Here is a 25,014-nt window from a genome sequence, read left to right as displayed (position 1 = left end):
ATAAATTTTATATAGCGCGAATATTTTGGTATAAATGCTAATTTTTTTATATAAAATTCGTTTTTTATTCTTTATAATCTGTTATATAAAGCGGTTACAAATGAGGCGCCGATGGAAACAGATCAGTTACAAGCTTTGTTTGATCGATTATCTGTTCAGGAAAAAATCGCACAAACGATCCAACTGAATGGAAGTATTCTATCAGAAAATGATGTGATGAATACTGGGCCAATGGAAGAATTAGGATTACCTCAAGAGTTAGACGTATTTGAGATTGGCTCTATTTATAATATCAACGATCATCAAAAATTAAAAGAACTACAAACAAAAGTTTTAGCAAAAAGTAAACACAAGATACCCATGTTGTTTATGTCAGATGTCATTTATGGGTTTCGGACAATTTTCCCCATACCTCTAGCTCAAGCTGGTTCTTACGATTTTGAGTTAATCCAACAAGCAGCTAAGTTAACAGCAGAAGAAAGTTATTTAAATGGCTTACATGTCTTGTTTTCACCAATGTTAGATTTAGCGCGTGATCCACGTTGGGGAAGGGTAATGGAATCTCCAGGCGAAGATGTTTATACGGCGAAAGAGTTTGCAAAAAGTATCGTCAATGGTTATCAGGGAGATAGTGAGACAAAAATTCCAGAAAAACATGTAGCTGCATGTCTGAAGCACTTTGCAGCTTATGGAGCACCGGAAGCAGGACGGGAATATCAAGCGGTAGATATGTCCCATCAACGGCTTTTCAATGAATATCTACAGCCTTATCAAGCAGCAATTGAAGCAAAATGTGAATTAGTAATGACTGCTTTTAATTTGTTGAATGGAGTTCCTGCAACTGGAAATGAATGGTTGAATCGAGAGATTTTACGTTCTCGCTTTGGTTTTGATGGCGTATTAGTTTCAGACTATGCAGCAATCAAAGAACTGATTCCTCACGGGTATGCCAAAGACGAAATAGATGCAGCCAAAAAGGCACTCATTGCAGGTGTTGATTTAGACATGATGACTTCGATTTATGCCAATCACCTGTCTGAATTAGTACAAGAGCCACAATTTATGCAACTTCTCGATGAAGCGGTGTGGCGTATTTTAATGCTAAAAAATAAATTGGGCTTATTTGAAAATCCTTATCGTGGCTTGGAAGAAGTGAATACTGGAGAAATCTTAACCGAAAAAGCTAAAGAAGCAGCAGTCGAGTTGGTTGAAAAAAGTTGTGTTCTTTTAAAAAATAATGACACACTTCCATTAGTACCAAATCAAAAAATTGCTGTGATCGGTCCATACGGCGAAAGTCCTCTCACTTTAGGTTTTTGGGCTTCAGTCAGCGGAAAGCCACAAGATACGGTTACTTTGAAGGAAGGATTGAGTCGCCATTTTGCGACAGATCACTTAATGTTTGCTAAAGGATACAATTTATTCGATTCTTATGATGGGTTTGGACCTCTGAAAAAAGGAATGGAATTATTGAATGGGCCAATTGCAGAAGAGGAATCATTAATGAAAGAAGCTTACCAGATTTCTCAAAAGGCTGATGTGATTGTATTAACATTTGGCGAACAATTTCTCGAAAGTGGTGAAGGAGCTTCTAAAGCTCACTTACAGATTTCACAAAAACAACGTTTGATCAAAAAATTACATGAATTAAATAAACCAATTATAGGCGTACTATATACCGGTCGACCGCTAGTCATAACGGATATAGAAAAATATTTCGATAGTTTATTACTTGTCTGGTTTCCTGGAACGATGGGTGGGATCGGAATCGCTAATTTACTTGCTGGTAAAGTCAGTCCTTCTGCTCGTCTATCGATGACGTTTCCTAGAAGTGAAGGACAACTACCGATTTATTATGCTCAGACCTCCACAGGCAGACCAATATCAACAAGCAATCATTCTGAGCGTTTTGTCTCAAAATATATCGATGAATCCAATGATCCGCTATTCAAATTTGGAGCGGGAATGAGTTACGCCTCATTCGAAAGTCAATTACTGAGAAGTGAGCAAAAAGACCAATTTATTGAGATCAATTATTTAGTGAAAAATCGATCGGATGTTTCAGCAGAAACAGTGACACATCTTTATCTTCATCAAGAATATGCTTCGATTGTCCAACCGGAAAAACGATTGGTCGGCAGTCAGCGAATCTATTTAGAAGCAAATCAAGAAAAGCAAGCAAGAATCAATATTCCAATTTCTGACTTAGCTATCTTTGATAATAATGGAAATAGTTGGATAGAAGAAGGTGTCTACCATTTTTATTTAAATGTCGACGGGTTAGAAAGTGTTACCACATGGGAATATAAACAATAGGGGGATTACGATGGAAAAATTAGAAGCGTTTTTAGGAAGTAAGTTATTACCATTATCGCAAAAATTACAACAAAATAAAGTGTTAGCTGCTTTGATGGAAGGGTTTATTCGTACGAGTCCAATCACTTTGGGGATTGCGCTGATTACGATCGTAGGGAACTTCCCAATTCCTGGTTGGATTGATTATTTGACTTCATTAGGTATTTACCCACATGTAGAAGCTATTACAAATGGTGCAACTGGGGTATTTTCATTGTATGTCGTTTATAGTCTGGCTTTTTCTTATGCAAAACAACTGGGGACGAATGAGCGAAACGCAGCAATTATTTCTTTAGCTAGTTTTGTGATGTTGATGCCTCAAACTGTCGCAACAATGGCTATGCAAAATGGAGAGGCTGTAGACTCTACGATTGCAGCATTACGTTTAGATTTCTTAGGCGGACAAGGCTTGTTTATTGGAATGATCGTTGCGTTAGTGGTTACTCAACTTTATGCTTATCTATCGAAAAAAATATTGTGCTTAAATTACCAGATAGCGTACCTCCGATGGTTACGCAATCATTGGCACCGGTCTTTGTTGTAACAATCATCTTTGTCTTTGTATTTATTCTGCGTATCTTATTTGGTTTGACAAAATCTGGCTCGATTTTCCAATTCTTTATCGATGTGATCAATGCACCGCTTAACGCGTTGGTTGCTAGTCCATTATCAATTATTATTATCATGGAAGTATTAGCTGTCCTTTGGTTCTTTGGGATTCACAATGCAGTTTTACAAGGACCATTAGGAGCAATCAGTATGACGATGGTTGTCTCAAATATCGCAGCTTTCCAAAAAAATGAAGCTTTGCCTTACTTGATTCCTTCTGTGATCTACATGGGAATGTACGCTGCAGGCTTCATGGGATTTGTGACGTTCTTTATGATTCGTAGTAAATCTGCCAAAATGAAACAACTTGGGAAATTATCCGTGATTCCTGCCATTTTCAACATTACGGAACCCTTGATGTTTGGTATGCCGATTATTTTAAACCCATTGTTTTTCATTCCACAAGTCTTTACACAGTTGATCGCAGGCTTTGTGACGTGGGGATTAACCACAACCATTTTACCGATTTCATTGAACCCAATGATAAGTTTATTGCCTTGGACGACACCAACTTTTGTTAAGATGCCACTTTCTGGTGGGATAAATTATATAATCTTGATGGTTATTTGCATGGGTATCGGGATCTTGATGTGGTATCCATTTATCAAGATTGCTGACAAAAAAGAGTATGAATTAGAATTAAAAGCAGAAGCCGAAGCTAAGGAAGCAAAAGAAAAGATGGCTGGTGTGATTGCAGAAGAAGTTCAAGCATAATGGAGGAGAGCAAATGGTCGTTTTAGGGATTGATATTGGAGGGACGATGATCAAGACCGCTCTGATTTCTCAGAATGAAGTTTCTTTTAAAAAGCGTTTTCCAACACCTTCAGACAAAGAGCAATTTCAACGATTATTATCACAAATGATTCGTGACTATCAAGAGATCCAATCATTCCATAAAATTGCTTTTTCAGTACCTGGATCGGTTGATCAGTCTGGGACAGTTCGCTTCGGTGGTGCTGTTCCTTATCTGGATCAACTCCAATTGCAATCGTTTTTAGAGTTGGAGAATTTCGAAGTGTTCGTTGAAAATGATGCCAAAGCTGCTACTTCCTGTGAAATGAAATATGGCAATTTAAAAGGGATCCAACAAGCCGCAGCAATTATTTTAGGAACTGGAGTTGGCATGGGCATTTGTATCAATGGACAGCTTTATAAAGGAACGCACATGCAAGCCGGTGAAATTAGCTTTATGATCCGTGATCGTCAGATTACTGGTCAAGACTCGTTTGTAGGTATGGGACTGTCGGCTGTTTGGTTGATCAAACAATTAGCTGAATTATTAAAAGTAGACAACGAGGGCGAACAGGTCTTTGCTGCCTTAAAAGACAGTGAGAATGAGTCAGCCAAAGCTTTATTTCATGATTATTGTAAACAGGTTGCTTTTCTTTGTTTCAATGTTCAAACGCTGCTAGATGTTGAAAAGATCGTCATTGGTGGAGGAATCAGTCAACAAGAATATTTGGTCCAGACGATTCAACAAGCTTATCGAGAGCTGTTTACAGTAGCGCCAATCATCAAAAAAACATTACAACCAATGACGATTGAAGCAGCAAAATTTCAAGCAGACGCCAATTTAATTGGTGCGGCCATAAAGGAGAATGAAGATGAAAAATAAATTTCCAACAGATTTTTTATGGGGAGCTTCTACCAGTGCTTATCAAGTAGAAGGCGCTTGGAATGAAGAGGGGAAAGAACCATCTGTTCAGGATATCAAGTCTATCCCAGAAGGAACGACTGATTTTAAAGTTGCCTCTGACCACTACCATCGATTGGAAGAAGATGTCCGTTTATTTAAAGAGTTAGGACTAAAAGCTTATCGTTTTTCGATTTCATGGAGTCGTGTAATGCCTAATGGAAAAGTGAATCCAGCTGGTATTGCTTTTTACAAACGTTTGATTGAGTTATTGAAAGAAAATGATATCCAACCAATCGTAACTGTTTTCCATTTTGATTTGCCTGCGTCCATTGCCGAAAAAGGTGGTTGGGAAAATAGAGAAACGATTCAAGATTTTGCGGATTATTGTCAGGTATTATTTGACCATTTTGGGCAAGATGTTCCACTTTGGCAAACAATTAATGAACAAAATGTCATGGCATTGGCTGATTCTGTAATTGGGACAAGTAATAAAAGTATGAAAGAAAAATTCCAAGAAAACCATCATATGTTAGTCGCACAAGCCCTCGTGACCAGTAATTACCACAAAGGAAATTATAACGGCAAAATTGGACCAGCACCTAACATCGCTAGTGTGTATCCTGCTTCAGATAAACCAGAGGATCAGATGGCCGCTTTATATATGAGTGCGCTTAGAAATTGGCTCTTTTTAGATGTTGCTGTTTTTGGGAAGTACAATCATAATGCTTGGCATTTATTAGAGAAGATTGGTGCGGAACCAGTGATTACTGCAGAAGATCAAACGATTTTAGCAGAAGGAACAGGAGACTACATTGCTTTTAACTACTATAATACAATGACCGTCTCCAGTTATTTTGCTAAAGAACAAAAAATAGATCAGCAATCCGGTTTTGGGATTCCAGGATTCTTTCAAACAGTCGAAAATCCACATTTACCAATGACGGAATTTGGCTGGCCTATTGATCCAGAAGGGTTTCGTTTTACTTTAAATGAAATTTATTCTCGCTATCGCTTACCACTCTTGGTGACAGAAAATGGGATCGGTGCATCAGAACAACTCATTGACGGGAAAATCCATGATGATTATCGGATTGATTATTTACATCAACACATCCAGCAAATGGCTTTAGCGATTGAAGATGGCGTTGAGGTGATCGGTTATTGCCCATGGAGTGCGATTGATTTGATCAGTACCCATGAAGGAATCAATAAAAGGTACGGATTTATCTATGTCAATCGGACCGATGAAGAGTTACTCGATTTAGCACGGTATAAAAAGGATAGCTTTTATTGGTATCAACAAGTGATTGAGGAAAATGGCTTAGGAGAATGAAGCAATGAGAACAAAAGAAATTATTTTTGATCGCAAGGCAAATACCGGTCTCAAGCTTTACTTACAAGAAGAATTGTTTGAATCGCAGCCAATCGAAAAACGTCCGTTTATTTTAGTGATTCCTGGGGGTGGGTATTCTTTTTGTAGTGAAAGAGAAGGGGAACCGATCGCATTAAGCTTTCTGTCAAAGGGCTATCATGCAGGTGTTTTACATTATCATGTAGGAGAACATCGTCATTTTCAAAAAGCATTGTCTGATGGACAAAAAGCAATGGAATTACTTCAAGAATGTGCGGAAGAATGGCAGATTGATCGTCATAAGATTGCGGTCATTGGCTTTTCAGCAGGTGGGCATTTAGCAGCAGCCATGTCGACAATGTTAGCGACTAAACCCGCTCTATGTTTATTAGGTTATCCAGCTATCCTCTCTTCTTTTTCGGAGGTCATGGGTATTTCTGCTCCTTCTTTGGAAGAATGCGTGACGAGTGATACGCCGCCGACGTTTTTATTCTCCACATTTGAAGATTCGATCGTTCCTATCGAAAATTCCTTACTATATTTACGTGCGTTAGAAGAAAATGATGTTCCTTTTGAATCACATATTTTTCAAAAAGGACTTCATGGACTTTCTTTGGCAACTAAGTGGTACCGCACAACTGATGAAGTGACAGACGAACGTTTTGCTCGCTGGTTTCCATTTGCGATGGAATGGATGGAATCACAGTGGGAAGAACAAGAAAAAGGCAACGAATTATCGACCAGAGAGATCATCGACATACCGATTTTTCAACTCGTAAAAGAGGCAGAAAATCAGCAAGTTCTCCAACGATTTTTCCCTAGCTGGCAAGATCCTAGTCGTTTCAAATTGGTAAAAAGACTTAATTTAAAGCAATTACGGCGAATGATTCCAGATCAAATGACGAATGAACGATTTGAACAATTGATCGATGGATTGAATCGACCAAAGGAGGAGCATTGAATGCAAGCTTACCTTGTCCATGAAAGTTATAAAGCGACCAATCGTCTGACGGCTGAACAGCCTCAGGAACTTACGGAGTTAACTTTTTATAAGAACAGTAAAAATGCTTGTCAGTTACTACTTCATGACGGGCGAAAAAACCATTTCGTACTATCGGATGAATTTTCGATACCAGATGCTATTGAGATACCGATTTATCGTATCGCTATCGAATCCTCGTTACCAGTAAAAGCTCAATTTATTGACTATTATTTAGGCAACGAAGATATATTGTATGCTGATAAGTTGTTAGAACAAACAGTGAAAACTTATTCAGGCGATCGTTATGCGCCAATTTATCTGGAATTTCCTTTGGATACTGAAATCAAGTCTGGCAGCTATTCACTAGAAATAACAGTTTACCGTTCATATTTGACAGCCGGTGACGAAGAAGTAGTGACGAAAAAATTAATGATTGACGTTTCAGATTATTGTTTTCCAGATAACGTGACTCAGAAATTTAATTTGGACATCTGGCAACAACCGTCTAATTTAGCGAGAAGTTTTCAAGTCCCACTTTGGAGTGAGACTCATTTCCGATTGATTCGCGAAATGGCTGCCAGTTTAGCAGCTATTGGGCAAAAAGCGGTAACGGTGATCGCAGGCGAGATCCCTTGGAAAGGTTGGTTCAATTATATCGTCAAAGACTATCCAGCGAATCTCTATGAGTATTCAATGATCAAAGTCAAGAAGGATCTCAAAGGAGAATTGACGTGTGATTTCACCATTTTAGATCGCTATCTTCAAACAATGGCAGAAGCAGGTATCGATCAAGAAATCAACGTCTTTGGTTTGTTAGGTGTGTGGCAAGTACCCTTCTTCCCATTGATCCAACAATTAGATTACCCAGAAAAAATCGTGGTTCGTTATTTTGATGAAGCCTTGCAAAAGATCGGATTCATCGAAAACAAAAATGAATTGAAGTCCTATTTCAACCAATTATTTGAGCATTTCAAAGAGATTGGGGTATGGGACAAAGTCAGGATTATCTCTGATGAGCCGAAGATTCACGAAATAGACACCTTTAAAGCTTCATTAGCAGAATTAAAGTCAGTGGATACTAGTGTTCAGATAAAAGTCGCTTTTGATAAAGAAAACGTCTTGGAACAATTGCTGCCAGATGTCGATTTTCCGGTCACTTCTTTTTATTGTACGTGCAACCATTATCAGCAGTTAACACAAAGCCATCCAGGAAAGACACAATATTATATTTGTAATTATCCTGATCGTCCGAATACCTTTTTACACAGCTCATTACTAGAGACTCGTATCCAAGGAATTTTAGCGCATTGCTTCAAAACAGATGGTATGCTGCGTTGGGCATATAATTGCTGGCCAGAAAATGTGCGAGAAGATATCCGCTATAATACTAGTTCGTTACCGATCGGTGATACTTGTCTCATTTATCCTAGCTATTCTGGACAGTTATTGTTGTCTTTACGTTACAAACAATTGCAAAGAGGAATTGAAGATTTTTATCTGATTAAAGAAGCAGTGAAAAAGAATCCGATTGTCACACAACAATTGTTAGATGCATTTCTAGGCAGCAGCGAACCAAAAGAATGGATGCAAGATAGCCATACAAGCAACCAACGTTTGTTTAATCAACAGGCAGACGAATACGAAGCATTTCGAAAACACTTGATTGCTTCCTTGTCTTAGAGCTGAGTACTTGTTTTGTGGTTACTTCCCACAGGTGAAACAAGAAGAGACTCTTAGTTCCAGACGCTTTTTGATCACCTTGCTAAACAACATGCCTTTCTTTTAAAATCAAGCCCCAAAATTTGAAAAGTTCTTTCTGATTTTTCATTCTTGATTTGAGGCATTGTTGCTTATAACATAAAGAGAAGCCAAAGGAGCCGAAACCAAGTTTGATTTTCGCTCAATTTGGCTTCTTTTTACGGTAATGTCATATTTGAGTTTTTTTTTTATTGAAAAAAATAACAGCGTTTACCTGTTCTGCTCGTAACTTGTGAAGGAATCAGGTAAAATAGAGTAAAGGAGGAGGATATATGCTAAAAAATTTAAAAGAAGTTGTTATCGCCATTTTACCAATGACGCTTTTAATTGTTATTTTAACTTTTATTTTCGCACCGCTTGACTCAGATGAAATGATTTCTTTTTTGTTTGGGGCAGGGATTATGATGATTGGCATGACACTATTTTTATTTGGCGCCGATTATTCGATGATGGAAGTCGGGCGATTAGTGGGAAAATATATGATCAAAAAGAAAAGTCTCACAATCCTCATTGCTTTAGGATTTATGATTGGAATTGTAATCACGATCGCAGAACCTTCCGTTCAAGCGTTGGGACAACAAGTCAATCAGATTTCTGAAGGAAAGATTGGCCGAGTTGTGTTAATTGGAATTGTAAGCGTTGGCACAGGTGTCTTTTTAGCGTTTGCTCTGTTACGGGTTGTCTTCAAATTATCTTATTATCAATTGATGGCGATTGGTTATGTTGGTGTATTAGTCGCTTCATTTTTTACAAGTAATGAATTTATGCCGATTGCTTTTGATTCTGGAGGCGTTACGACTGGACCGATTACTGTTCCTTTTATTCTAGCATTAGCTGGCGGACTGACTAGTATGATTCGTCAAGAAACGAGTGCCAATGATAGCTTTGGGATGGTAGGGATTGCATCTTTAGGTCCAATTCTGGCAGTAATGATTTTAGGGGTGATTTTTCAATGAAGATAGTCCAAGAATTATTCTCGGGGATAGAAATCATTTCCTATGAGGTGTTAATCGCCATATCGCCGATCATACTATTATTCTTAGTCATGAACTTCCTGAGCTTTCAGATGAGTAAAGAACGTTTCTGGGCTATTATCAAGGGCTTTTTGATCACTACTGTCGGATTGATCTTATTCCTGCATGGTGTCGATCTGGCTTACGTTCCTGTTGGACAACATCTAGGTAGTGTACTTGCTAGTTTAGAACATAATCAGCTTTTGATACCTTTAGGGTTCTTGATGGGGTTTTTAGTTGGTTTCGCAGAACCAGCGATCCATGTCATGGTTAAACAAGTGGAAGAATTGAGTGAGGGAAGAATCAAAGCAAAAATCATGTTAGCAGTCATCTCTATTGGGATTGGTTTAGCAGTTGGGTTATCTATGTGGCGTTTATTAGTTGGTTTTTCTCTCTACTATTTTTTGATTCCAGGATATGGCTTAGCTTTCATTTTAGGACGCAAGGTTGATAAAATTTTTCTTGCTATGGCATTTGATAACGGAGGGGTAGCGACTGGCCCCATGTGTTCCACGTTCATTTTATCGATGTGTGTGGCAATCGCCACGCAAATTGAAGGAAGAGATCCGATTATTGATGGATTTGGAGTAGTGGCTATGATTGCATTGACGCCCATATTATCGACATTGGTTCTAGGCTATATCTACAAAAGGAAAGATGAAAAAGATAAACAAGCCAAACACAAATTACAACAGTTGGAGGGAAAAAAATGAAAGATCCTGTAGCGTTGAATCTGAATATGATCGTCACGATTGTTGATGGGGGAATGGGGTACGAAGTGATTAAGTTTTCAAAAACCGCCGGAGCAGCTGGAGGTACGATACTCCATGGGCGTGGATCAGGGATTCATGATTCTAGTAATTTTTTAGGTCTGGAAATCTCCCCTGAAAAAGATATTGTGTTAACCCTCATACCTGATAGTTTAACCAATCAAGTCATGGAGACGATTGGTCAGGGAATCAACATTGATGTTCCAGGTAATGGTATTTGTTTTAGTATTGATGTTGATAAAGTCATTGGGATCACTAAAATCCACCAATATCGGGAAGTGATCGAGATGAAAGAATTGATGGAAAAAGAGGAGTGAATCTGCAATCGCTCAGGTGGTTTCATTGTTTTAAGGAGAATTTGATGAATTACTAAATTTTTATGAAACCCTCCTCTTTTACCAGACAACTTTTTAAAAATATGCTATGTTAAAAATGATAAAGGGGGAGAAAAATGAATTTTTTAGTGGTGCTAAAGGATCAAGTCATCAACCGTTCGACCTTTCTTTATGTTCAGTTAAACAAGGGGAAAACTTTGTTGCATTTTTCGCCAGAGTTTCATTTAGAAGGTCAAACACTAGGAGAAATCTATCAATCAGAAGGGTTAACTGCACTTTTGCTCTTTTTTAATAGAGAACTTGATTTACCTGTGAAAGATTATCTTGAGCTTTCATTGACAAGTTGGGATCAGGCAGTAACAGAGCTATTTCCAAATGGCTTGATAATCAAGGAGAACGGCCAGTTGATACAGTTAACGGTCAGTGAACTTCAAAGACAAATGCGTTATAAAATTGATGAGAAAGATTCGTTTTCAATTTTTCAACGGCAACAAAAAATCTTAAAAAGTTTTTTAAGTGAAATTGGTAAAAAACGCCATTTATTAAAGACAACTCAATTATTAAAAAAATATCCTGATTTAGTTCATACATCGATTCAATTAACACAATTCTTAACGCTGATTCGCCGATTTGTTCGCTTGAAGGAAGTGCCTTCTAGAAAGCTCACGTTACCGTTAGCGGATACATTTCGTGTCGTCCAAAGAGCGCAGGAAAAGAAAGTCATCGTGATTGACTTTATGAAGAATCGGAATGCACTTCATCAATTAACAATGGAAAAAGCGAATTAAAGCTTTTTCTTTTTGCTTTTTTTTGCCATAATAAGAGCAACAGGAGGAGTTACGATGGCACAAATTTGGTTAAGACGCTTGATTGAATACAAAAGAAAATACAACCAAGTGATGCAAGGACGTTATGCAACATTTGATTCGTTGAACCGAGTATTGTTGATTCTGGCACTATTCTTTCGTCTGTTTCAATTTTTACTTCCTTTTTCAATCGGTTATTTCTTATTTTGGGGATTACTCGGTCTAATCGTATTTCGATTGTTATCGAAGAAAATCTATGTAAGAATAAATGAAAATCGTAAATTCATCGAAAAATCGAATCAAATGAAATTATGGTTTTCTCAGTTGAGAAAGCCAAAAAATTCAAAGAAAGTGATGGAGTACACGTTTTTTTCTTGTCCTACTTGTCACCAAAAGCAAAGAGCGCCACGAGGTAAAGGGCGAATTCGAGTGACTTGTAAAAAATGCGGTACCCAATTTGAAACGAAAGTCTAGGTGAAGAGGATGAAGTTAGTCTTATTACGACATGGTGAAAGTGAAGCTAATTTTCAAAATTATTGGACTGGCTGGTTAGATGTTGCGCTAACTGAAAAGGGGATGCAACAAGCAACGGAAGCTGGACGAAAAATGAATGAGCAAGGATTGGTTTTTGATATCGTTTATACATCTGTACTAAAAAGAGCAATCAAAACGTCACAGTTAGCTTTAGAAGAAATGAATCAATTGTATCTTCCCGTCCAAAAAACTTGGCGGTTAAATGAGCGACATTATGGGGCATTAGTTGGTAAAAATAAAACGGAGATGAAAAAAGAATATGGCGAAGAACAAGTCAAAAAATGGCGTCGTGGCTATCGAGAAGTTCCGCCACTCGTATCAGAAAACCATTTTGATCGACGCTATGATTCTTTAGATCCACGTTTGCTCTCCCATGGTGAAAGCTTAGAGATGACAGTTGAGCGCGTGGTTCCTTTATGGCAAGATGAACTTGCACCACACTTATTAGCTGGTAAAAATGTCTTAGTGGTTGGACATGGGAATAGCTTACGTGCGTTAACGAAATATTTAGAAGATGTACCAGAAAATCAGTTGGATACGATTGATATCCCGAATGCGCAACCGATCCAATACAATTTAAATAAAGAGTTAGAAATCCTCGGAAAAGAATTGTTATAAGAGGGACATGTTTTGTGGGAATATGAATAGATTTAAAGGAAAGAAGTTACGATGATAAAAAATTATGTTTGGGATTTTGATGGAACATTATTTGATACTTATCCAGCCATGGTCGATGGAGCGCTTCAAGCAATGGCTGCGTTAGGTATCTTAGCGGATCAAGAAACGATTTATCCGATTATGAAGAAATTTTCCACCCGTCAACTAATCAAAGAATACCAATTACCAGAAGAACAATTTACACCCTTGTTTCATCGTTATGAAGCAGCGAGTCAGAAAATTTCCAAGCCTTTTGCAGGCACCCAAGAAGTGTTACGATTATTGAAAAGCCAAGGTGCAAAGCATTTTATTTTGACCCATCGACTCTCAACCTCAACTTGGGGATTACTTGAGCAGTTTGATCTAACTGATTTAATTGAAGAAGTCATTGGGATTGATCGGAATTTTCCTCGTAAGCCAGCGCCCGACTCATTAAATGATTTGATCCAAAGACATCAATTGAAAAAGTCGGAAACGATCATGATTGGTGATCGTCGTTTAGATATAGAAGCTGGTAAGAATGCAGGAGTCTTGACTTGTTTGTATGATATTGATCATTTTTTACAAGATATTCCTGCGGATTATGTTGTAGATGATCTCTTAAAAATCCTTGATATCAAGGAGAAAGCAATAAAATAGTATCCTCTTTCAAAGTGAGGTATGTTATAATTTGAATAAGGAGTGATCAAATGGAAATCAAAAGACAAAAAGAAGTAGTAGAGGCATTTCACTATGATTTTAAAAGGCCTGATCAAGAAGTTGAAACAGATTTAAAAGTAGGATTTTCTCCTCTGAAAGAGACGATTGAGAACTATCCGAAAGAACACAGTATCGTAGGGGCACGTTTAGAATTTCGGTTAGTCTTTGATACATATGTTTTATCAGGAAGCGTGAGTCAAATTAACCATATCCTTAATCGAAAGATTGAAGGACAAAATGATGTCACACAAGAAGAAGTGGATGAGCTAGTTGCGCCATTATTTGACATCGTCAAACGAATGGCCTATGAAATAACTGAGATTGCATTGGATCAACCAGGCGTGAAACTAAATTTTCAATCTGAAAAAGAAGAAAACGAAGCATAAAACGTGCTTAAAACCAGTAGTGATAGTCAAAGGCTATCACTACTGGTTTTTTTCTATTACTAATTGTAAGCAAAACGAATGTATTTTTTACATAAATAGTCTAGAATGAACGAGTCGCTGAAAAAAATATTTTCAGGAAAATGATTGAAGAATCATTTTCGGGAACCTTTACTTCCTTAGATGGACTTGTCATTAAAAATTAGAGGAGGAGTAAAATGACAACACTCATCACAGTTTTAGTGGTTCTAGTTTTTGCGGTATTATTATATGTTTTCTATCGCATGCAAAAGCGCCATGCAAAATTTTCAACAAGGGTTTATACAGCTCTAGCTATCGGAATCGTATTTGGTGGCTTATTACAATTGATTTTTGGAGTAGATAACCAAGTCATCAGTCAATCAATGGAATGGATCAATATCGTAGGTGAAGGCTATGTCGGCTTCTTACAAATGCTGATTATGCCATTAGTATTCGTCTCGATCGTTGGCGCATTTACAAAAATGAAAGTTTCTGAAAAATTAGGTAAAATCAGTGCAACAGTATTAACCTCACTGCTTGCAACAACAGCAATTGCTGCATTGATTGGAATCGGTACAACCATATTATTTGGTCTTCAAGGAGCGAAGTTTACCGAGGGCGCAGCAGAAACAGCTCGAATCTCGGAATTAGCCACTCGCCAAGAGAGTATCCAAGGATTAACGATTCCGCAACAAATATTATCATTCATCCCTAAAAATGTTTTTGCTGATCTAGCTGGTACACGTGCAACAAGTACGATCGGTGTTGTGATTTTTGCTGCATTTGTCGGGATTGCTTATCTAGGAGTCAAAAGAAAAGCACCGAAAGAAGCAGAATTTTTTGCCAATTTGATTGATAGTTTATATAAAATCGTTATGCGTATCGTTACCTTAGTTTTACGTTTGACTCCATATGGCGTCTTTGCGTTGATGACGAATGTGATGGCTACTAGTGATTTTGTTGCCATTATCAATTTAGGAAAATTCGTACTTGCTTCGTATGTTGCTTTACTAGCAGTCTTGATTGTTCATTCATTGATCTTGCTTTCAGTGAAAGTCAATCCGTTTGACTACTTTAAAAAAGCTTTTCCAGTATTGAGCTTTGCTTTTACTTCACGTTCAAGTGCAGGGGCATTGCCATTGAATATCGAAACACAGACCAAAGCGTTAGGTGTGGATGAAGCAACAGCGAATTTTTCAGCCAGCTTTGGTTTATCAATTGGGCAAAACGGCTGTGCAGGTGTGTATCCAGCGATGCTAGCCACGATCGTTGCTCCAGCTGCTGGAATTGATGTTTTTAGTATTGGCTTTATCTTGATGTTAGTTGCAATCGTCACGATCAGCTCATTTGGTGTAGCCGGTGTTGGTGGTGGCGCAACGTTTGCTTCATTGATCGTCTTAGGGGCGATGAATTTGCCAGTTGCCATCGTTGGCTTAGTTATCTCAGTAGAACCATTGATTGATATGGCTCGAACAGCAACGAACGTCAGTGGCAGTATGGTTGCCGGGATTGTCACAAGTGCTAGAATTAAGGACTTGGATCGTGAAGCAATCAAAGATGATTCAAAAGTCATTGATGTCAATGCTTAGTTATAAGCCAAAAACAGATTTCGTCTTTGAGACGGGATCTGTTTTTTTTATAAGCGATTGATACAGAGAATCTATTTTATTCCGAAAAGTGAAAACGAGATTCCATCCACTCCAAAAACTATGACAATAAGGGCAAGTATAAGAGTATAAAGATGGAGTGAAGATAGCTTTTCCGATCTCCGTATGCTAAAATAGTTAAGCTTATGACTTCTAAAACGAAGAAATGTAGGAGGATTTACATGTTTACCAATGAAATGAAAATCATGTTATATGTTGATGATGTGAAAAAAAACGTTGATTTTTGGACTGCGGTTGGATTCAAAGAATTAGATCGTCAAGAAATGGATGGCACACTGGTTGTAGAAATCGCCCAATCGGAGAAGGCGACTACTTCACTTGTCTTATACGATCGGGAATTCATTGAACAACATTCCCCAGAAGTTGCTGGAAGTTCCCCATCCTTGATGTTTTATAGCGATGATATTTTTGATTTATATAAGAAAATGCAAGCACAAGGTACGGTATTAGGCGAATTAGTCCAGTTAGGTGAAGAATACGTATTTAATTTTGCCGATCCTGATGGTAATTATTTTGCAGTAACAGGGAAATAAAGAAATGATTTGAAGGTAGTCTTCAGACACTCATTCTACTAGTAGTTAAACAGGTAATGTTTAGCGACTAGTAGAGTGGGTGTTTTTCACTTGGTAGAACCTAGTTTATGTAAATGGTCATTCCATCGTTGAGGTCATCTTATTCCATCTTTTATGTAGTAAAGTTTGCCTAAATTAAAAAACGATAATTATATTATGTTAACTGAAGAGTTTGAACATAAATACACAAGCATAAATATCGTCAAACGAACCTTACTTTTTTTATACTATTCTGGAGAGAAGAGAAGGAAGGAAAGAAAACATGGATTACCAAGTATTACTTTATTACAACTACACAACCATTGAAGACCCAGAGCAATTTGCGAAGGAACATTTAGCCTTTTGTAAATCGTTGAATTTAAAAGGAAGAATCTTAGTTGCCAAAGAGGGTATCAACGGCACATTGTCTGGAACAATCGAAGAAACTGAAAAATATATGGCGATGATGCATCAAGACGAGCGTTTTGCTGATACATTTTTTAAAATTGATCCAAGTGAAGGCCACGCATTTAAGAAAATGTTTGTTCGTGCACGACCAGAACTTGTTTCTTTGAAATTAGAAGACGATATCGATCCTCACGAATTGACAGGAGATTATCTCTCACCAAAAGAATTCAAAGAGGCAATTTTAGATGAAGATACTGTTGTCATTGATGCCAGAAATGATTACGAGTATGATCTAGGACATTTTCGTGGGGCTGTTCGTCCTGATATTAGAAGCTTTAGGGAACTCCCTAAATGGATCCGTGATCATAAAGAAGAATTTATGGAAAAACGAGTGGTTACTTATTGTACTGGTGGGATTCGTTGCGAAAAATTTTCTGGTTGGTTAGTCCGTGAAGGCTTCAAAGATGTTGGTCAACTACACGGCGGGATCGCAACTTATGGAAAAGACCCTGAAGTTCAAGGAGAATTGTGGGATGGTAAGATGTATGTGTTTGATGAACGTATTGCAGTTGATATCAATCAAGTGGATAAACGAATCGTAGGCAAAGATTGGTTCGACGGTACGCCTTGCGAACGCTACATCAATTGTGGCAATCCTGAATGCAATCGTCAGATGTTGACTTCTGTTGAAAATGAAGAAAAACATTTAGGTTCTTGTTCGATCGAATGCGCAAAACATCCACAAAACCGCTACATCAAAGAGCATCAACTGTCTGAAAAAGAAGTAGAAGAAAAATTAGCTGCTTTTTTTAACTAGCATTTAGTGACAAGCTGAAAAATAAACATAGCAGGAGAAGCTGTTCTCCAATCACCTAGCTCTAGTTGAGCGCTGAGTGAATAAGGGAATTCCTTTGCTATCTTTATTTTTGGCTTGTCTTTTTTTCTTTTTATTGAGAAAATCAGTATGGGAAAGGGAAAAACCTTTTCGATAAGTGTAAATCTATGCGAAAGATACGTTATACTACAATGGAAAGGGAGAGTTTCATCATGAAAAAGTGGGTTTATGCGATTGGCGATGTTCATGGAAAATACGATCTCTTTAAAAAATTGGTCAACGAATTTGATCCATTAAATCACCAATTAGTATTGATGGGGGATTTGAATGATAGAGGCCCTAATACGAAAGAGTGTTTTTTACTAGGTATGCAACTAGTAAAAGAAAATAACGCGATTTATCTTCGAGGAAACCACGAAGAGTACTTTTTGCAGTTCCTCCAAAGTCCTGAAGACTGGTATGAGCCCTATTTACGGAATGGTGGCAAAGAAACATTTGACAGTCTTTTACACCCTGGGTCAACTGAAGAGTATTCACCCACAGAGATTGCGTTGATGATTCGCTCACGATATGGCGAACTGATTGATTTTTTATGTGAGCGACCGCTTTATTATGAATGGCATAATTATCTCTTTGTCCATGCAGGGGTTGACTTAACTAAGAAAGATTGGCATGATACAAACCCTCATGATTTCATCTGGATCCGCGAACCTTTCCATGAAGGTAAAAATAATACAGGAAAAACAATCGTTTTTGGTCATACCATTACCCCTATGCTACACGGAGATATGGAAACGACAGATTTATGGATTCACGATAAGAAAATCGGAATTGACGGTGGAGCAGTCTTTGGTGGATCGATGCATGGTGTGGTTTTTGATGAAACTGGTATCGTTCAAGACATTGAGTATCAAAACACTGAAGGACCGTGGCAAGGAAATTAATGGATCAGGATAACAGTACATGATTCCTTATAAAAGTATTGAGGAAACTCAAATTCCTCAACTATTATAGGGGATTTTTAGTGTGATTGATTTGTTTTGCTAAGAGCTGCTATAAGTACTGTTATCAAATATGATAAAATGAATAAGTATGTGAGAAAATCCACCATTTTTATTTAGAAACAGGGAATAATGAAAATGGCTTTAACTTAAAAAGGGAGTATATTGATGGCAGAGAATTTAAATCAAACAATTGTCCAGTTAGTTCAAAAAGAACTAACGATGTATCATTCAAAACAACTTACCACCGTATTGAATTTATTGAACGAGGGAAATACTGTCCCATTTATTGCACGTTACCGAAAAGAAATGACCGGTAGCTTAGATGAGGTACAAATTCGAGAAATTGAAGAGCGTTATGCTTATTTAGAAAACTTAGAGAAACGAAAACAAGAAGTGATTCGTTTAATCGATGAACAAGGTAAGCTAACGCCAGAATTGAAAAAAGACATTACTTTAGCAGTTAAAATGCAACAAGTAGAAGACTTGTATCGTCCTTATAAACAAAAACGCAGAACGAAAGCGACGATCGCAAAAGAAAAAGGATTAGAGCCTTTTGCCCAGTGGCTTCGTCAATTGCCCAATGAAGATGTCTATGCAGAAGCAAAAAAATACCTCAATGATGAAAAAGAAGTTCATACGGTCGAGGAAGTATTGCAAGGCGCTCACGAAATCATTGCTGAAGAAGTCAGTGATAATGCAACTTACAGAACGTGGGTACGCTCCTATACCTACAATAAAGGTTCTTATGTCAGTGTCGTTAAAAAGAAGGAGCTAGATGAAAAAGCGGTATATGAAATGTATTATGATTATGCCGAACCCATTCATAAAATCGTCTCTCATCGCATTTTAGCGACGAATCGTGGTGAAAAAGAAGGCATTTTGAAAGTCGGACTCCAAGTAGAAGAGGAACCTATTTTGTCTTATCTGGAGCGGCAATTGATCAATAACCCAGCTTCTCCCGCAACTATGTTTGTTAGGAATGCTTATCAAGATAGTTACAAACGATTTATTCAACCTGCGATTGAGCGGGAAGTGCGCAATGAATTAACTGAAAAAGCTGATGAGCAAGCAATTGCGATCTTTGGAGAAAACCTCCGTAATCTCTTGTTACAACCTCCTTTAAAAGGAAAAGTCGTTCTAGGATTCGATCCAGCCTATCGTACAGGATGTAAGTTAGCTGTAGTAGATGCGACAGGTAAAGTTTTGGCAATTGAAGTCATCTATCCGCATAAACCTGCTTCTCAAGCGAAACGTGAAGCTGCAGGACCTGCTTTTGTTCAATTGATCAACCAATACCAAGTAGATATGGTCGCAATAGGAAATGGTACTGCTAGCCGTGAATCAGAACAATTTGTTGCTGAACAATTAAAATCAGCTGATCATAAAGCGTACTATGCGATCGTGAATGAGGCGGGAGCTTCTGTTTATTCTGCAAGTGATATTGCCCGCAAAGAATTTCCTGACCTCCAAGTGGAAGAGCGAAGTGCAGTGTCGATCGCTCGACGTTTGCAAGATCCATTAGCTGAATTAGTGAAGATTGACCCTAAAGCTGTAGGAGTTGGACAATACCAACATGATGTTTCTCAAAAACGTTTAGCGGAACAATTAGATTTTGTAGTAGAAACTGTGGTCAATCAAGTGGGTGTGGATGTTAATACTGCAAGCCCTCAATTATTGCAACACATCTCTGGTTTGAATAAAACAACTGCTCAAAATATTGTGACTTATCGAGAAGAAAATGGTGCGTTTGAGACGCGAGCGCAATTGAAAAAAGTTCCTCGCTTAGGACCAAAGGCTTATGAGCAAGCGATCGGGTTTATCCGTGTACCAGGTGGGAAAAACATTCTTGATAATACAGGCATTCACCCGGAAAGCTATCCAATTGCAAAAGAAATTCTAAAAAGCAACGGGTTATCAGAAAAAGCATTAGGTAAAAAAGAAGCAATCGAAACCCTATCTCAACTTTCTTCCACTCATTTATCCAAAACATTATCTGTAGGAGAAGAAACGTTAGCTGATATTCTTGAAGGGTTAACCCGACCTGGTAGAGATATGCGGGATGAAATGCCAGCCCCACTCTTGCGTTCAGATGTTTTAAGTATGGAAGATTTGAAACCAGGGATGGAGTTGAAAGGGACTGTACGGAATGTAATCGACTTTGGTGCGTTTGTTGATATCGGTGTAAAGCAAGACGGATTAGTTCATCTTTCTAAATTAAGTAAAAAATTTGTTAAACATCCTACTGATGTCGTTTCTGTAGGCGATGTTGTAACAGTTTGGATTGAAGCTGTTGATGTCAATAAAGGAAGAATCAGTTTAACGATGCTTTCCCCTTATGAGGCGAAATAAAGTGACAGAAATCGAATTGCAGCAACTCGTTGAAAAAATCTCGCTAGATAGTTTTTCATTGCCCTTTAAGCATCAAGCAAAATTCAATTCTCGTTTGCGATCTACAGGGGGACGTTATCACTTAAACGACCATCATTTAGATTTTAATTGGAAGATGTTTCAAGAAGTGGATGAAGCGACAAAAGTTGCAATCATTAAACATGAATTATGTCATTATCATTTGCATTTAGCTAATAAAGGTTATCGTCATCGAGATGCTGATTTTAAGGCTTTACTAAAAAAAACGGGTGGTTTAAGATACGCTCCTGCTCTTTCTGTTAAGAAAACGACTAAAATTGAATGGTATCAGTGTGCTAGTTGTACAACCGATATTTACCGCAAACGAAAAATCGATACCAAACGCTATGTTTGCGGGAAATGTCGAGGGCATTTGATTTGGAAGGAAACACTGGATAAAGTGCCAAATGAACAGCTTTCCAGTAAGTAAAAAATCTTAAAAAGGAGAAAAAAGCTCATGACGAATCAAGGGGAACAATTGAAAGATTGGAATTGTTTGCTATCCTTTTTGGCTGATGCAAGTGATCAAAGAACAAATGATTCGGCACCAATAGTGATTCTAGCAGGTAATGGCTTACCGATTCTTGCTGATAAGGCAGCTGAACTGTATTTGCAAGGACAAGTGCAGCAAATTTTTCTAGTCGGAGGAATCGGACATGCTACTAAGGTGCTTCGCCAAAATTTTGCAAAGCAAGGGGTTTTATTTGAGGATGGACTCAGTGAAAGTGAGATGTGTTTTCGTTACTTAACAGAAAAATACCACATTCCAACTGAAAGATTCATTTTAGAAACAACCTCGACGAACTCTGGGGAAAATGCACAACATGCCTTGACGATCCTTCAAAAAAAGGGCGCTTTACCTGAACGGATTTTTCTTATGAATGATCCAACATTACAGCGACGTACCAGAGCAACTTTTGAGAAGGTCTGGAAAGGCACAGGAGTAGAATGGTGTAACTATGTCCCATTTGTTCCCCAATTAATTGAACTAGCGGAAGAGTTACATTTTTCTCAGCCAGAGTTGAACGATCAATGGTCGAAAGATTATTTCTATGCGTTAGTTTTAGGAGAAATGGTTCGTTTGAAGGATGATGAACAGGGCTATGGACCAAATGGGAAAAATTATATGAATCATGTGGACATCCCACAAAAAGTTTGGTCAGCCTATCAACGGATCCGTTCTTCTGTTTCAGGAACTTTCTTGCGTTCATGAGAAAATCATCCCTAGTAGACCAAACGAGAGCGTTAGCCAGTTTTTAAATTTGAACGATTTTTCAAGTAAGTAACCTCTTCAAATATATTTGGTTGAAATTTTTTTAGGTTTATATGATAATGAGGAACGTGTTGTAATAGAAAACAAAATAATGGATGATATTTAAGAGAAGAGGATTCAAATGGAAAATCAAAATAAATTATACCATTTTGTTGGTATTAAAGGATCAGGAATGAGCTCATTGGCACTTGTCCTACACGAGCAAGGGTTACCAGTACAAGGATCAGATATCGAAAAATATTTCTTTACACAAAGGGATTTAGAAAAAGCAAATATCAAAATTTTGCCTTTTGGTGCAGAGAATGTTCAACCTGGAATGACGATCATTGCTGGTAATGCTTTCCCAGATACGCATGAGGAGATTCAAAGAGCGAAAGAGTTGGGATTAGAAGTTGTTCGTTATCATGACTTTATTGGCGACTTTATCCAAAACTACACGAGTATTGCAGTGACTGGTTCACATGGTAAAACGAGTACGACAGGATTACTTTCACATATGTTGACTGGCATTCGTCCAACAAGTTATTTAATTGGTGATGGCACAGGACATGGCGATCCCGAAGCAGAATTTTTTGCATTTGAAGCTTGTGAATATCGTCGCCATTTCTTAGCATATTCGCCTGATTATGTTATCATGACAAATATTGATTTTGATCATCCAGATTATTATACAAGTATTGATGATGTGTTTACCGCATTTCAATCAATGGCAAATCAAGTGAAAAAAGCGATCTTTGCCTATGGAGATGATGCTTACTTAAGAAAATTAGAAGCAGATGTTCCGATCTATTATTATGGTGTTTCTGAAGACGATGATATCCAAGCTCGGAATATCGAACGCACAACGACGGGGTCAGCTTTCGATGTGTACCACAAAGATGAATTTGTGGGACATTTCACTGTTCCTGCTTTTGGTAAACATAATATATTAAACGCATTAGGCGTGATCGCAGTTGCTTATTTTGAAAAACTAGACCAAGAAGAAGTAGCGAAAGAATTGTTAACATTCCCAGGTGTAAAACGTCGCTTCAGCGAAAAAATCGTAGCTGATATGACAGTTGTAGATGATTATGCTCATCATCCAGCTGAAATCAAAGCAACAATCGATGGGGCTCGACAAAAGTACCCTGATAAAGAAATCATTGCAGTTTTCCAACCTCATACATTTACCCGCACAATTGCTTTGATGGATGAGTTTGCAGAAGCACTAGATCTTGCAGATAAAGTTTACCTATGTGATATATTTGGCTCTGCTCGAGAAGAACAGGGCGATGTCAAAATTGAAGATCTTGGCAATAAAATCAAAAAAGGTGGTCAAGTGATCAAAGAAGACAATGTTTCTCCTTTACTTGATTTCCACGATGCTGTCATTATCTTTATGGGTGCAGGGGACGTTCAAAAATTTGAACAAGCGTATGAAAAATTATTAAGTAGCACGACAAAGAATGTATTGTAATCTATTTTTTAAGTAGTCGATTGTAAAGCAGTCTCTATCTGTTAAAGAATGAAACTTAACAGGTAGAGATTTTTTGATCTTTCTGGGTTTCAAAAGAGGAATCAACGTCGCTGTCTTCTTTCAGTTTCGTTAATAATTTCTTGTTTTAATCAGTGTAACTTGCCTTTTTGTACTGTTTTGATACAATAAGAAGTGATCAATATATAAACTGGAGGGTTACTAACTTGAACATAAGTAAACCACGTAAATTAGGAAAAACCATCAATGAACTGGAGGAAGGGGACTCGTTGTCTTTAACTGAATCGATTGAAGACAATCAGCTGTTATTGTATTTAGGACTAACAAATGATGCGAATCCACTCTACATCCAACATGATTTTGCGAAACAAACGGAGTACCAACAACCGATTGTGCCTTCTGTCATGTTGATGGGCATCATCACCAGTGCAATTTCAAAACATTTGCCAGGTCCTGGGTCTCATGTAGTCAATTTTTCTGTCAATTTTATTGAGCCAGTTTTCCATTATCAAACATTGACTTTTCAGTTTGATATTATCAAAGTAGACAAAATGAAAAATGTCGTGACAATCTCTGTCGAAGCAAACAATAGCGAAGAAAATCGGGTATTGGATGCAGTAGTGATGGTTCAGCCACCGGTCGAAACAGAATTAGAGATTACTCTTGAAAGTGAAGGTGAAACATATGAATAATCAAGGTACTATTTCAACAGGACTGAATCGCTTCTATGCTAAGGTCTATGGTTATCTAGGAGGAGGTCTAGCATTAAGTGCGATTATCTCTTATCTCGCATTACAAGTATATCCTCAACAAGTTTTCTCGTTCATCAATAATTTCCCATTAGGCTTTATGGGTCTCTGGATCGTAGAGTTGATTTTAGTAGTTGTATTGGGCGTTAAAGCAGCTAAAAACCCAAGTTTAGCTATTGGTGGTTTTATTGCGTATTCGCTCTTGAATGGACTGACGTTAGCTGTCACATTAGCGATGTATGATATCGGTAGCATTACCAGAGCGTTTATTACAGCAACTGGAATGTTTTTAGGGATGTCCGTTGTAGGCTTGGTTACTAAAAAAGATTTGACAGGTGTCGGCCGTGCCGGAATGGCCGCATTGATCGGTGTCATTATTGCCATGGTCTTAAATGTCTTTATCTTACGAAGCAGCGCAGTAGAGTTGTTTATTTCTCTTCTTTTAGTCGTAATCTTCGCAGGAATTACCGCATATGACAACCAAAAGATCCGGTCAATCTATATAGAATCAAATGGGACAGCACACAGTGGGATTGCCGTTTTCTTGGCATTACAACTATACCTTGATTTTATCAACTTGTTCTTAGCATTCTTAAGAATTTTCGGACGTAACAATTAAGCGATTGAATGGATCGTTCAGTTGAACAATAATTATGAGAGTGAAAAGCATTGAGTCTTTTCACTCTTTTTTGTCCAGTAAAGTGGTTAATTTGCGTTTTTCTTTTCGCTTTCCTCAGT

General features: G+C 37.8%; 23 protein-coding genes and 1 pseudogene. All 24 read left to right on the top strand.

The genetic code is table 11. The annotated features are described in order from the left end of the window. Positions 1-111: 111 nt before the first annotated feature. Entirely contained in the window at positions 112-2,316 is a 2,205-nt protein-coding gene (locus IGL30_RS07195) for a glycoside hydrolase family 3 N-terminal domain-containing protein (protein ID WP_088744882.1), read from the top strand. Between the two features lie 10 nt (positions 2,317-2,326). Next, positions 2,327-3,678, top strand: a pseudogene (locus IGL30_RS07190) (PTS sugar transporter subunit IIC). Positions 3,679-3,691: 13 nt separating this feature from the next. Further along, positions 3,692-4,579 (top strand): ROK family protein, encoded by an 888-nt coding sequence (locus IGL30_RS07185; RefSeq protein WP_088744881.1) that lies wholly within the window; start codon positions 3,692-3,694, stop codon positions 4,577-4,579. Next, entirely contained in the window at positions 4,569-5,933 is a 1,365-nt protein-coding gene (locus IGL30_RS07180; RefSeq protein WP_375371649.1) for a glycoside hydrolase family 1 protein, read from the top strand. Before IGL30_RS07185 ends, IGL30_RS07180 begins: the two co-directional genes overlap by 11 nt. Before the next feature lie 4 nt (positions 5,934-5,937). Continuing rightward, the gene (locus IGL30_RS07175) at positions 5,938-6,912 is read left to right on the top strand and encodes an alpha/beta hydrolase (RefSeq protein ID WP_123874735.1); all 975 of its coding nucleotides are present in this window, start codon (positions 5,938-5,940) and stop codon (positions 6,910-6,912) included. After that, positions 6,913-8,613 carry a DUF4091 domain-containing protein gene (locus tag IGL30_RS07170; RefSeq protein ID WP_123874736.1) on the top strand — a complete coding sequence of 567 codons (1,701 nt, stop codon included), beginning with the start codon at positions 6,913-6,915 and terminating at the stop codon, positions 8,611-8,613. It begins immediately after the preceding gene. Positions 8,614-8,963: 350 nt separating this feature from the next. After that, a complete protein-coding gene (locus IGL30_RS07165; RefSeq protein WP_088744874.1) occupies positions 8,964-9,647 on the top strand; it encodes a DUF1538 domain-containing protein in 684 nt (227 codons plus the stop codon). Further along, entirely contained in the window at positions 9,644-10,417 is a 774-nt protein-coding gene (locus IGL30_RS07160) for a DUF1538 domain-containing protein (protein ID WP_010719018.1), read from the top strand. The genes IGL30_RS07165 and IGL30_RS07160 overlap by 4 nt, the downstream gene beginning before the upstream one ends. Next, a complete protein-coding gene (locus IGL30_RS07155) occupies positions 10,414-10,791 on the top strand; it encodes a P-II family nitrogen regulator (RefSeq protein ID WP_088744870.1) in 378 nt (125 codons plus the stop codon). The genes IGL30_RS07160 and IGL30_RS07155 overlap by 4 nt, the downstream gene beginning before the upstream one ends. A 134-nt stretch (positions 10,792-10,925) precedes the next feature. After that, positions 10,926-11,597: a hypothetical protein gene (locus IGL30_RS07150; protein WP_010737691.1), complete on the top strand. Its 672-nt coding sequence runs from the start codon at positions 10,926-10,928 to the stop codon at positions 11,595-11,597. A 54-nt stretch (positions 11,598-11,651) separates the two neighbouring features. Next, a complete protein-coding gene (locus IGL30_RS07145) occupies positions 11,652-12,089 on the top strand; it encodes a hypothetical protein (protein WP_088744868.1) in 438 nt (145 codons plus the stop codon). Between the two features lie 9 nt (positions 12,090-12,098). Continuing rightward, positions 12,099-12,767 (top strand): 2,3-bisphosphoglycerate-dependent phosphoglycerate mutase, encoded by a 669-nt coding sequence (locus IGL30_RS07140; protein WP_088744866.1) that lies wholly within the window; start codon positions 12,099-12,101, stop codon positions 12,765-12,767. Positions 12,768-12,821: 54 nt separating this feature from the next. Further along, positions 12,822-13,445, top strand: a complete 624-nt coding sequence (locus IGL30_RS07135) for an HAD-IA family hydrolase (protein ID WP_185068146.1) — start codon at positions 12,822-12,824, stop codon at positions 13,443-13,445. A gap of 50 nt (positions 13,446-13,495) precedes the next feature. After that, the gene (locus IGL30_RS07130) at positions 13,496-13,891 is read left to right on the top strand and encodes a DUF1149 family protein (protein ID WP_010719024.1); all 396 of its coding nucleotides are present in this window, start codon (positions 13,496-13,498) and stop codon (positions 13,889-13,891) included. Positions 13,892-14,106: 215 nt separating this feature from the next. Then, entirely contained in the window at positions 14,107-15,498 is a 1,392-nt protein-coding gene (locus tag IGL30_RS07125; protein ID WP_010719025.1) for an L-cystine transporter, read from the top strand. Positions 15,499-15,737: 239 nt separating this feature from the next. Continuing rightward, positions 15,738-16,109 (top strand): VOC family protein, encoded by a 372-nt coding sequence (locus IGL30_RS07120; RefSeq protein ID WP_010719026.1) that lies wholly within the window; start codon positions 15,738-15,740, stop codon positions 16,107-16,109. A 301-nt stretch (positions 16,110-16,410) separates the two neighbouring features. Further along, the gene (locus IGL30_RS07115; protein ID WP_010719027.1) at positions 16,411-17,352 is read left to right on the top strand and encodes a rhodanese-related sulfurtransferase; all 942 of its coding nucleotides are present in this window, start codon (positions 16,411-16,413) and stop codon (positions 17,350-17,352) included. A gap of 230 nt (positions 17,353-17,582) precedes the next feature. Then, complete coding sequence (locus IGL30_RS07110) at positions 17,583-18,314, top strand: metallophosphoesterase family protein (protein ID WP_010719028.1); 732 nt, start codon at positions 17,583-17,585, stop codon at positions 18,312-18,314. A 225-nt stretch (positions 18,315-18,539) separates the two neighbouring features. Continuing rightward, positions 18,540-20,723 (top strand): Tex family protein, encoded by a 2,184-nt coding sequence (locus IGL30_RS07105; RefSeq protein ID WP_010737685.1) that lies wholly within the window; start codon positions 18,540-18,542, stop codon positions 20,721-20,723. A 1-nt stretch (position 20,724) separates the two neighbouring features. After that, positions 20,725-21,210, top strand: coding sequence for a SprT family protein (locus tag IGL30_RS07100; protein WP_123874737.1), 486 nt, complete (start codon positions 20,725-20,727; stop codon positions 21,208-21,210). 27 nt (positions 21,211-21,237) lie between these two features. Further along, positions 21,238-21,993 carry a YdcF family protein gene (locus tag IGL30_RS07095; protein WP_010737683.1) on the top strand — a complete coding sequence of 252 codons (756 nt, stop codon included), beginning with the start codon at positions 21,238-21,240 and terminating at the stop codon, positions 21,991-21,993. Positions 21,994-22,174: 181 nt separating this feature from the next. Then, positions 22,175-23,509: a UDP-N-acetylmuramate--L-alanine ligase gene (gene murC, locus IGL30_RS07090; protein ID WP_088744860.1), complete on the top strand. Its 1,335-nt coding sequence runs from the start codon at positions 22,175-22,177 to the stop codon at positions 23,507-23,509. Positions 23,510-23,733: 224 nt separating this feature from the next. Continuing rightward, the gene (locus IGL30_RS07085; protein ID WP_123874738.1) at positions 23,734-24,219 is read left to right on the top strand and encodes a MaoC/PaaZ C-terminal domain-containing protein; all 486 of its coding nucleotides are present in this window, start codon (positions 23,734-23,736) and stop codon (positions 24,217-24,219) included. Then, positions 24,212-24,895 carry a Bax inhibitor-1/YccA family protein gene (locus tag IGL30_RS07080; RefSeq protein WP_010737680.1) on the top strand — a complete coding sequence of 228 codons (684 nt, stop codon included), beginning with the start codon at positions 24,212-24,214 and terminating at the stop codon, positions 24,893-24,895. The genes IGL30_RS07085 and IGL30_RS07080 overlap by 8 nt, the downstream gene beginning before the upstream one ends. The last annotated feature ends 119 nt before the right edge of the window (positions 24,896-25,014 follow it).

This window comes from Enterococcus sp. DIV1089c (assembly GCF_050530965.1).
Classification (GTDB): domain Bacteria; phylum Bacillota; class Bacilli; order Lactobacillales; family Enterococcaceae; genus Enterococcus_B; species Enterococcus_B hirae.
This window is presented reverse-complemented; position numbering and strand designations above follow the sequence as displayed.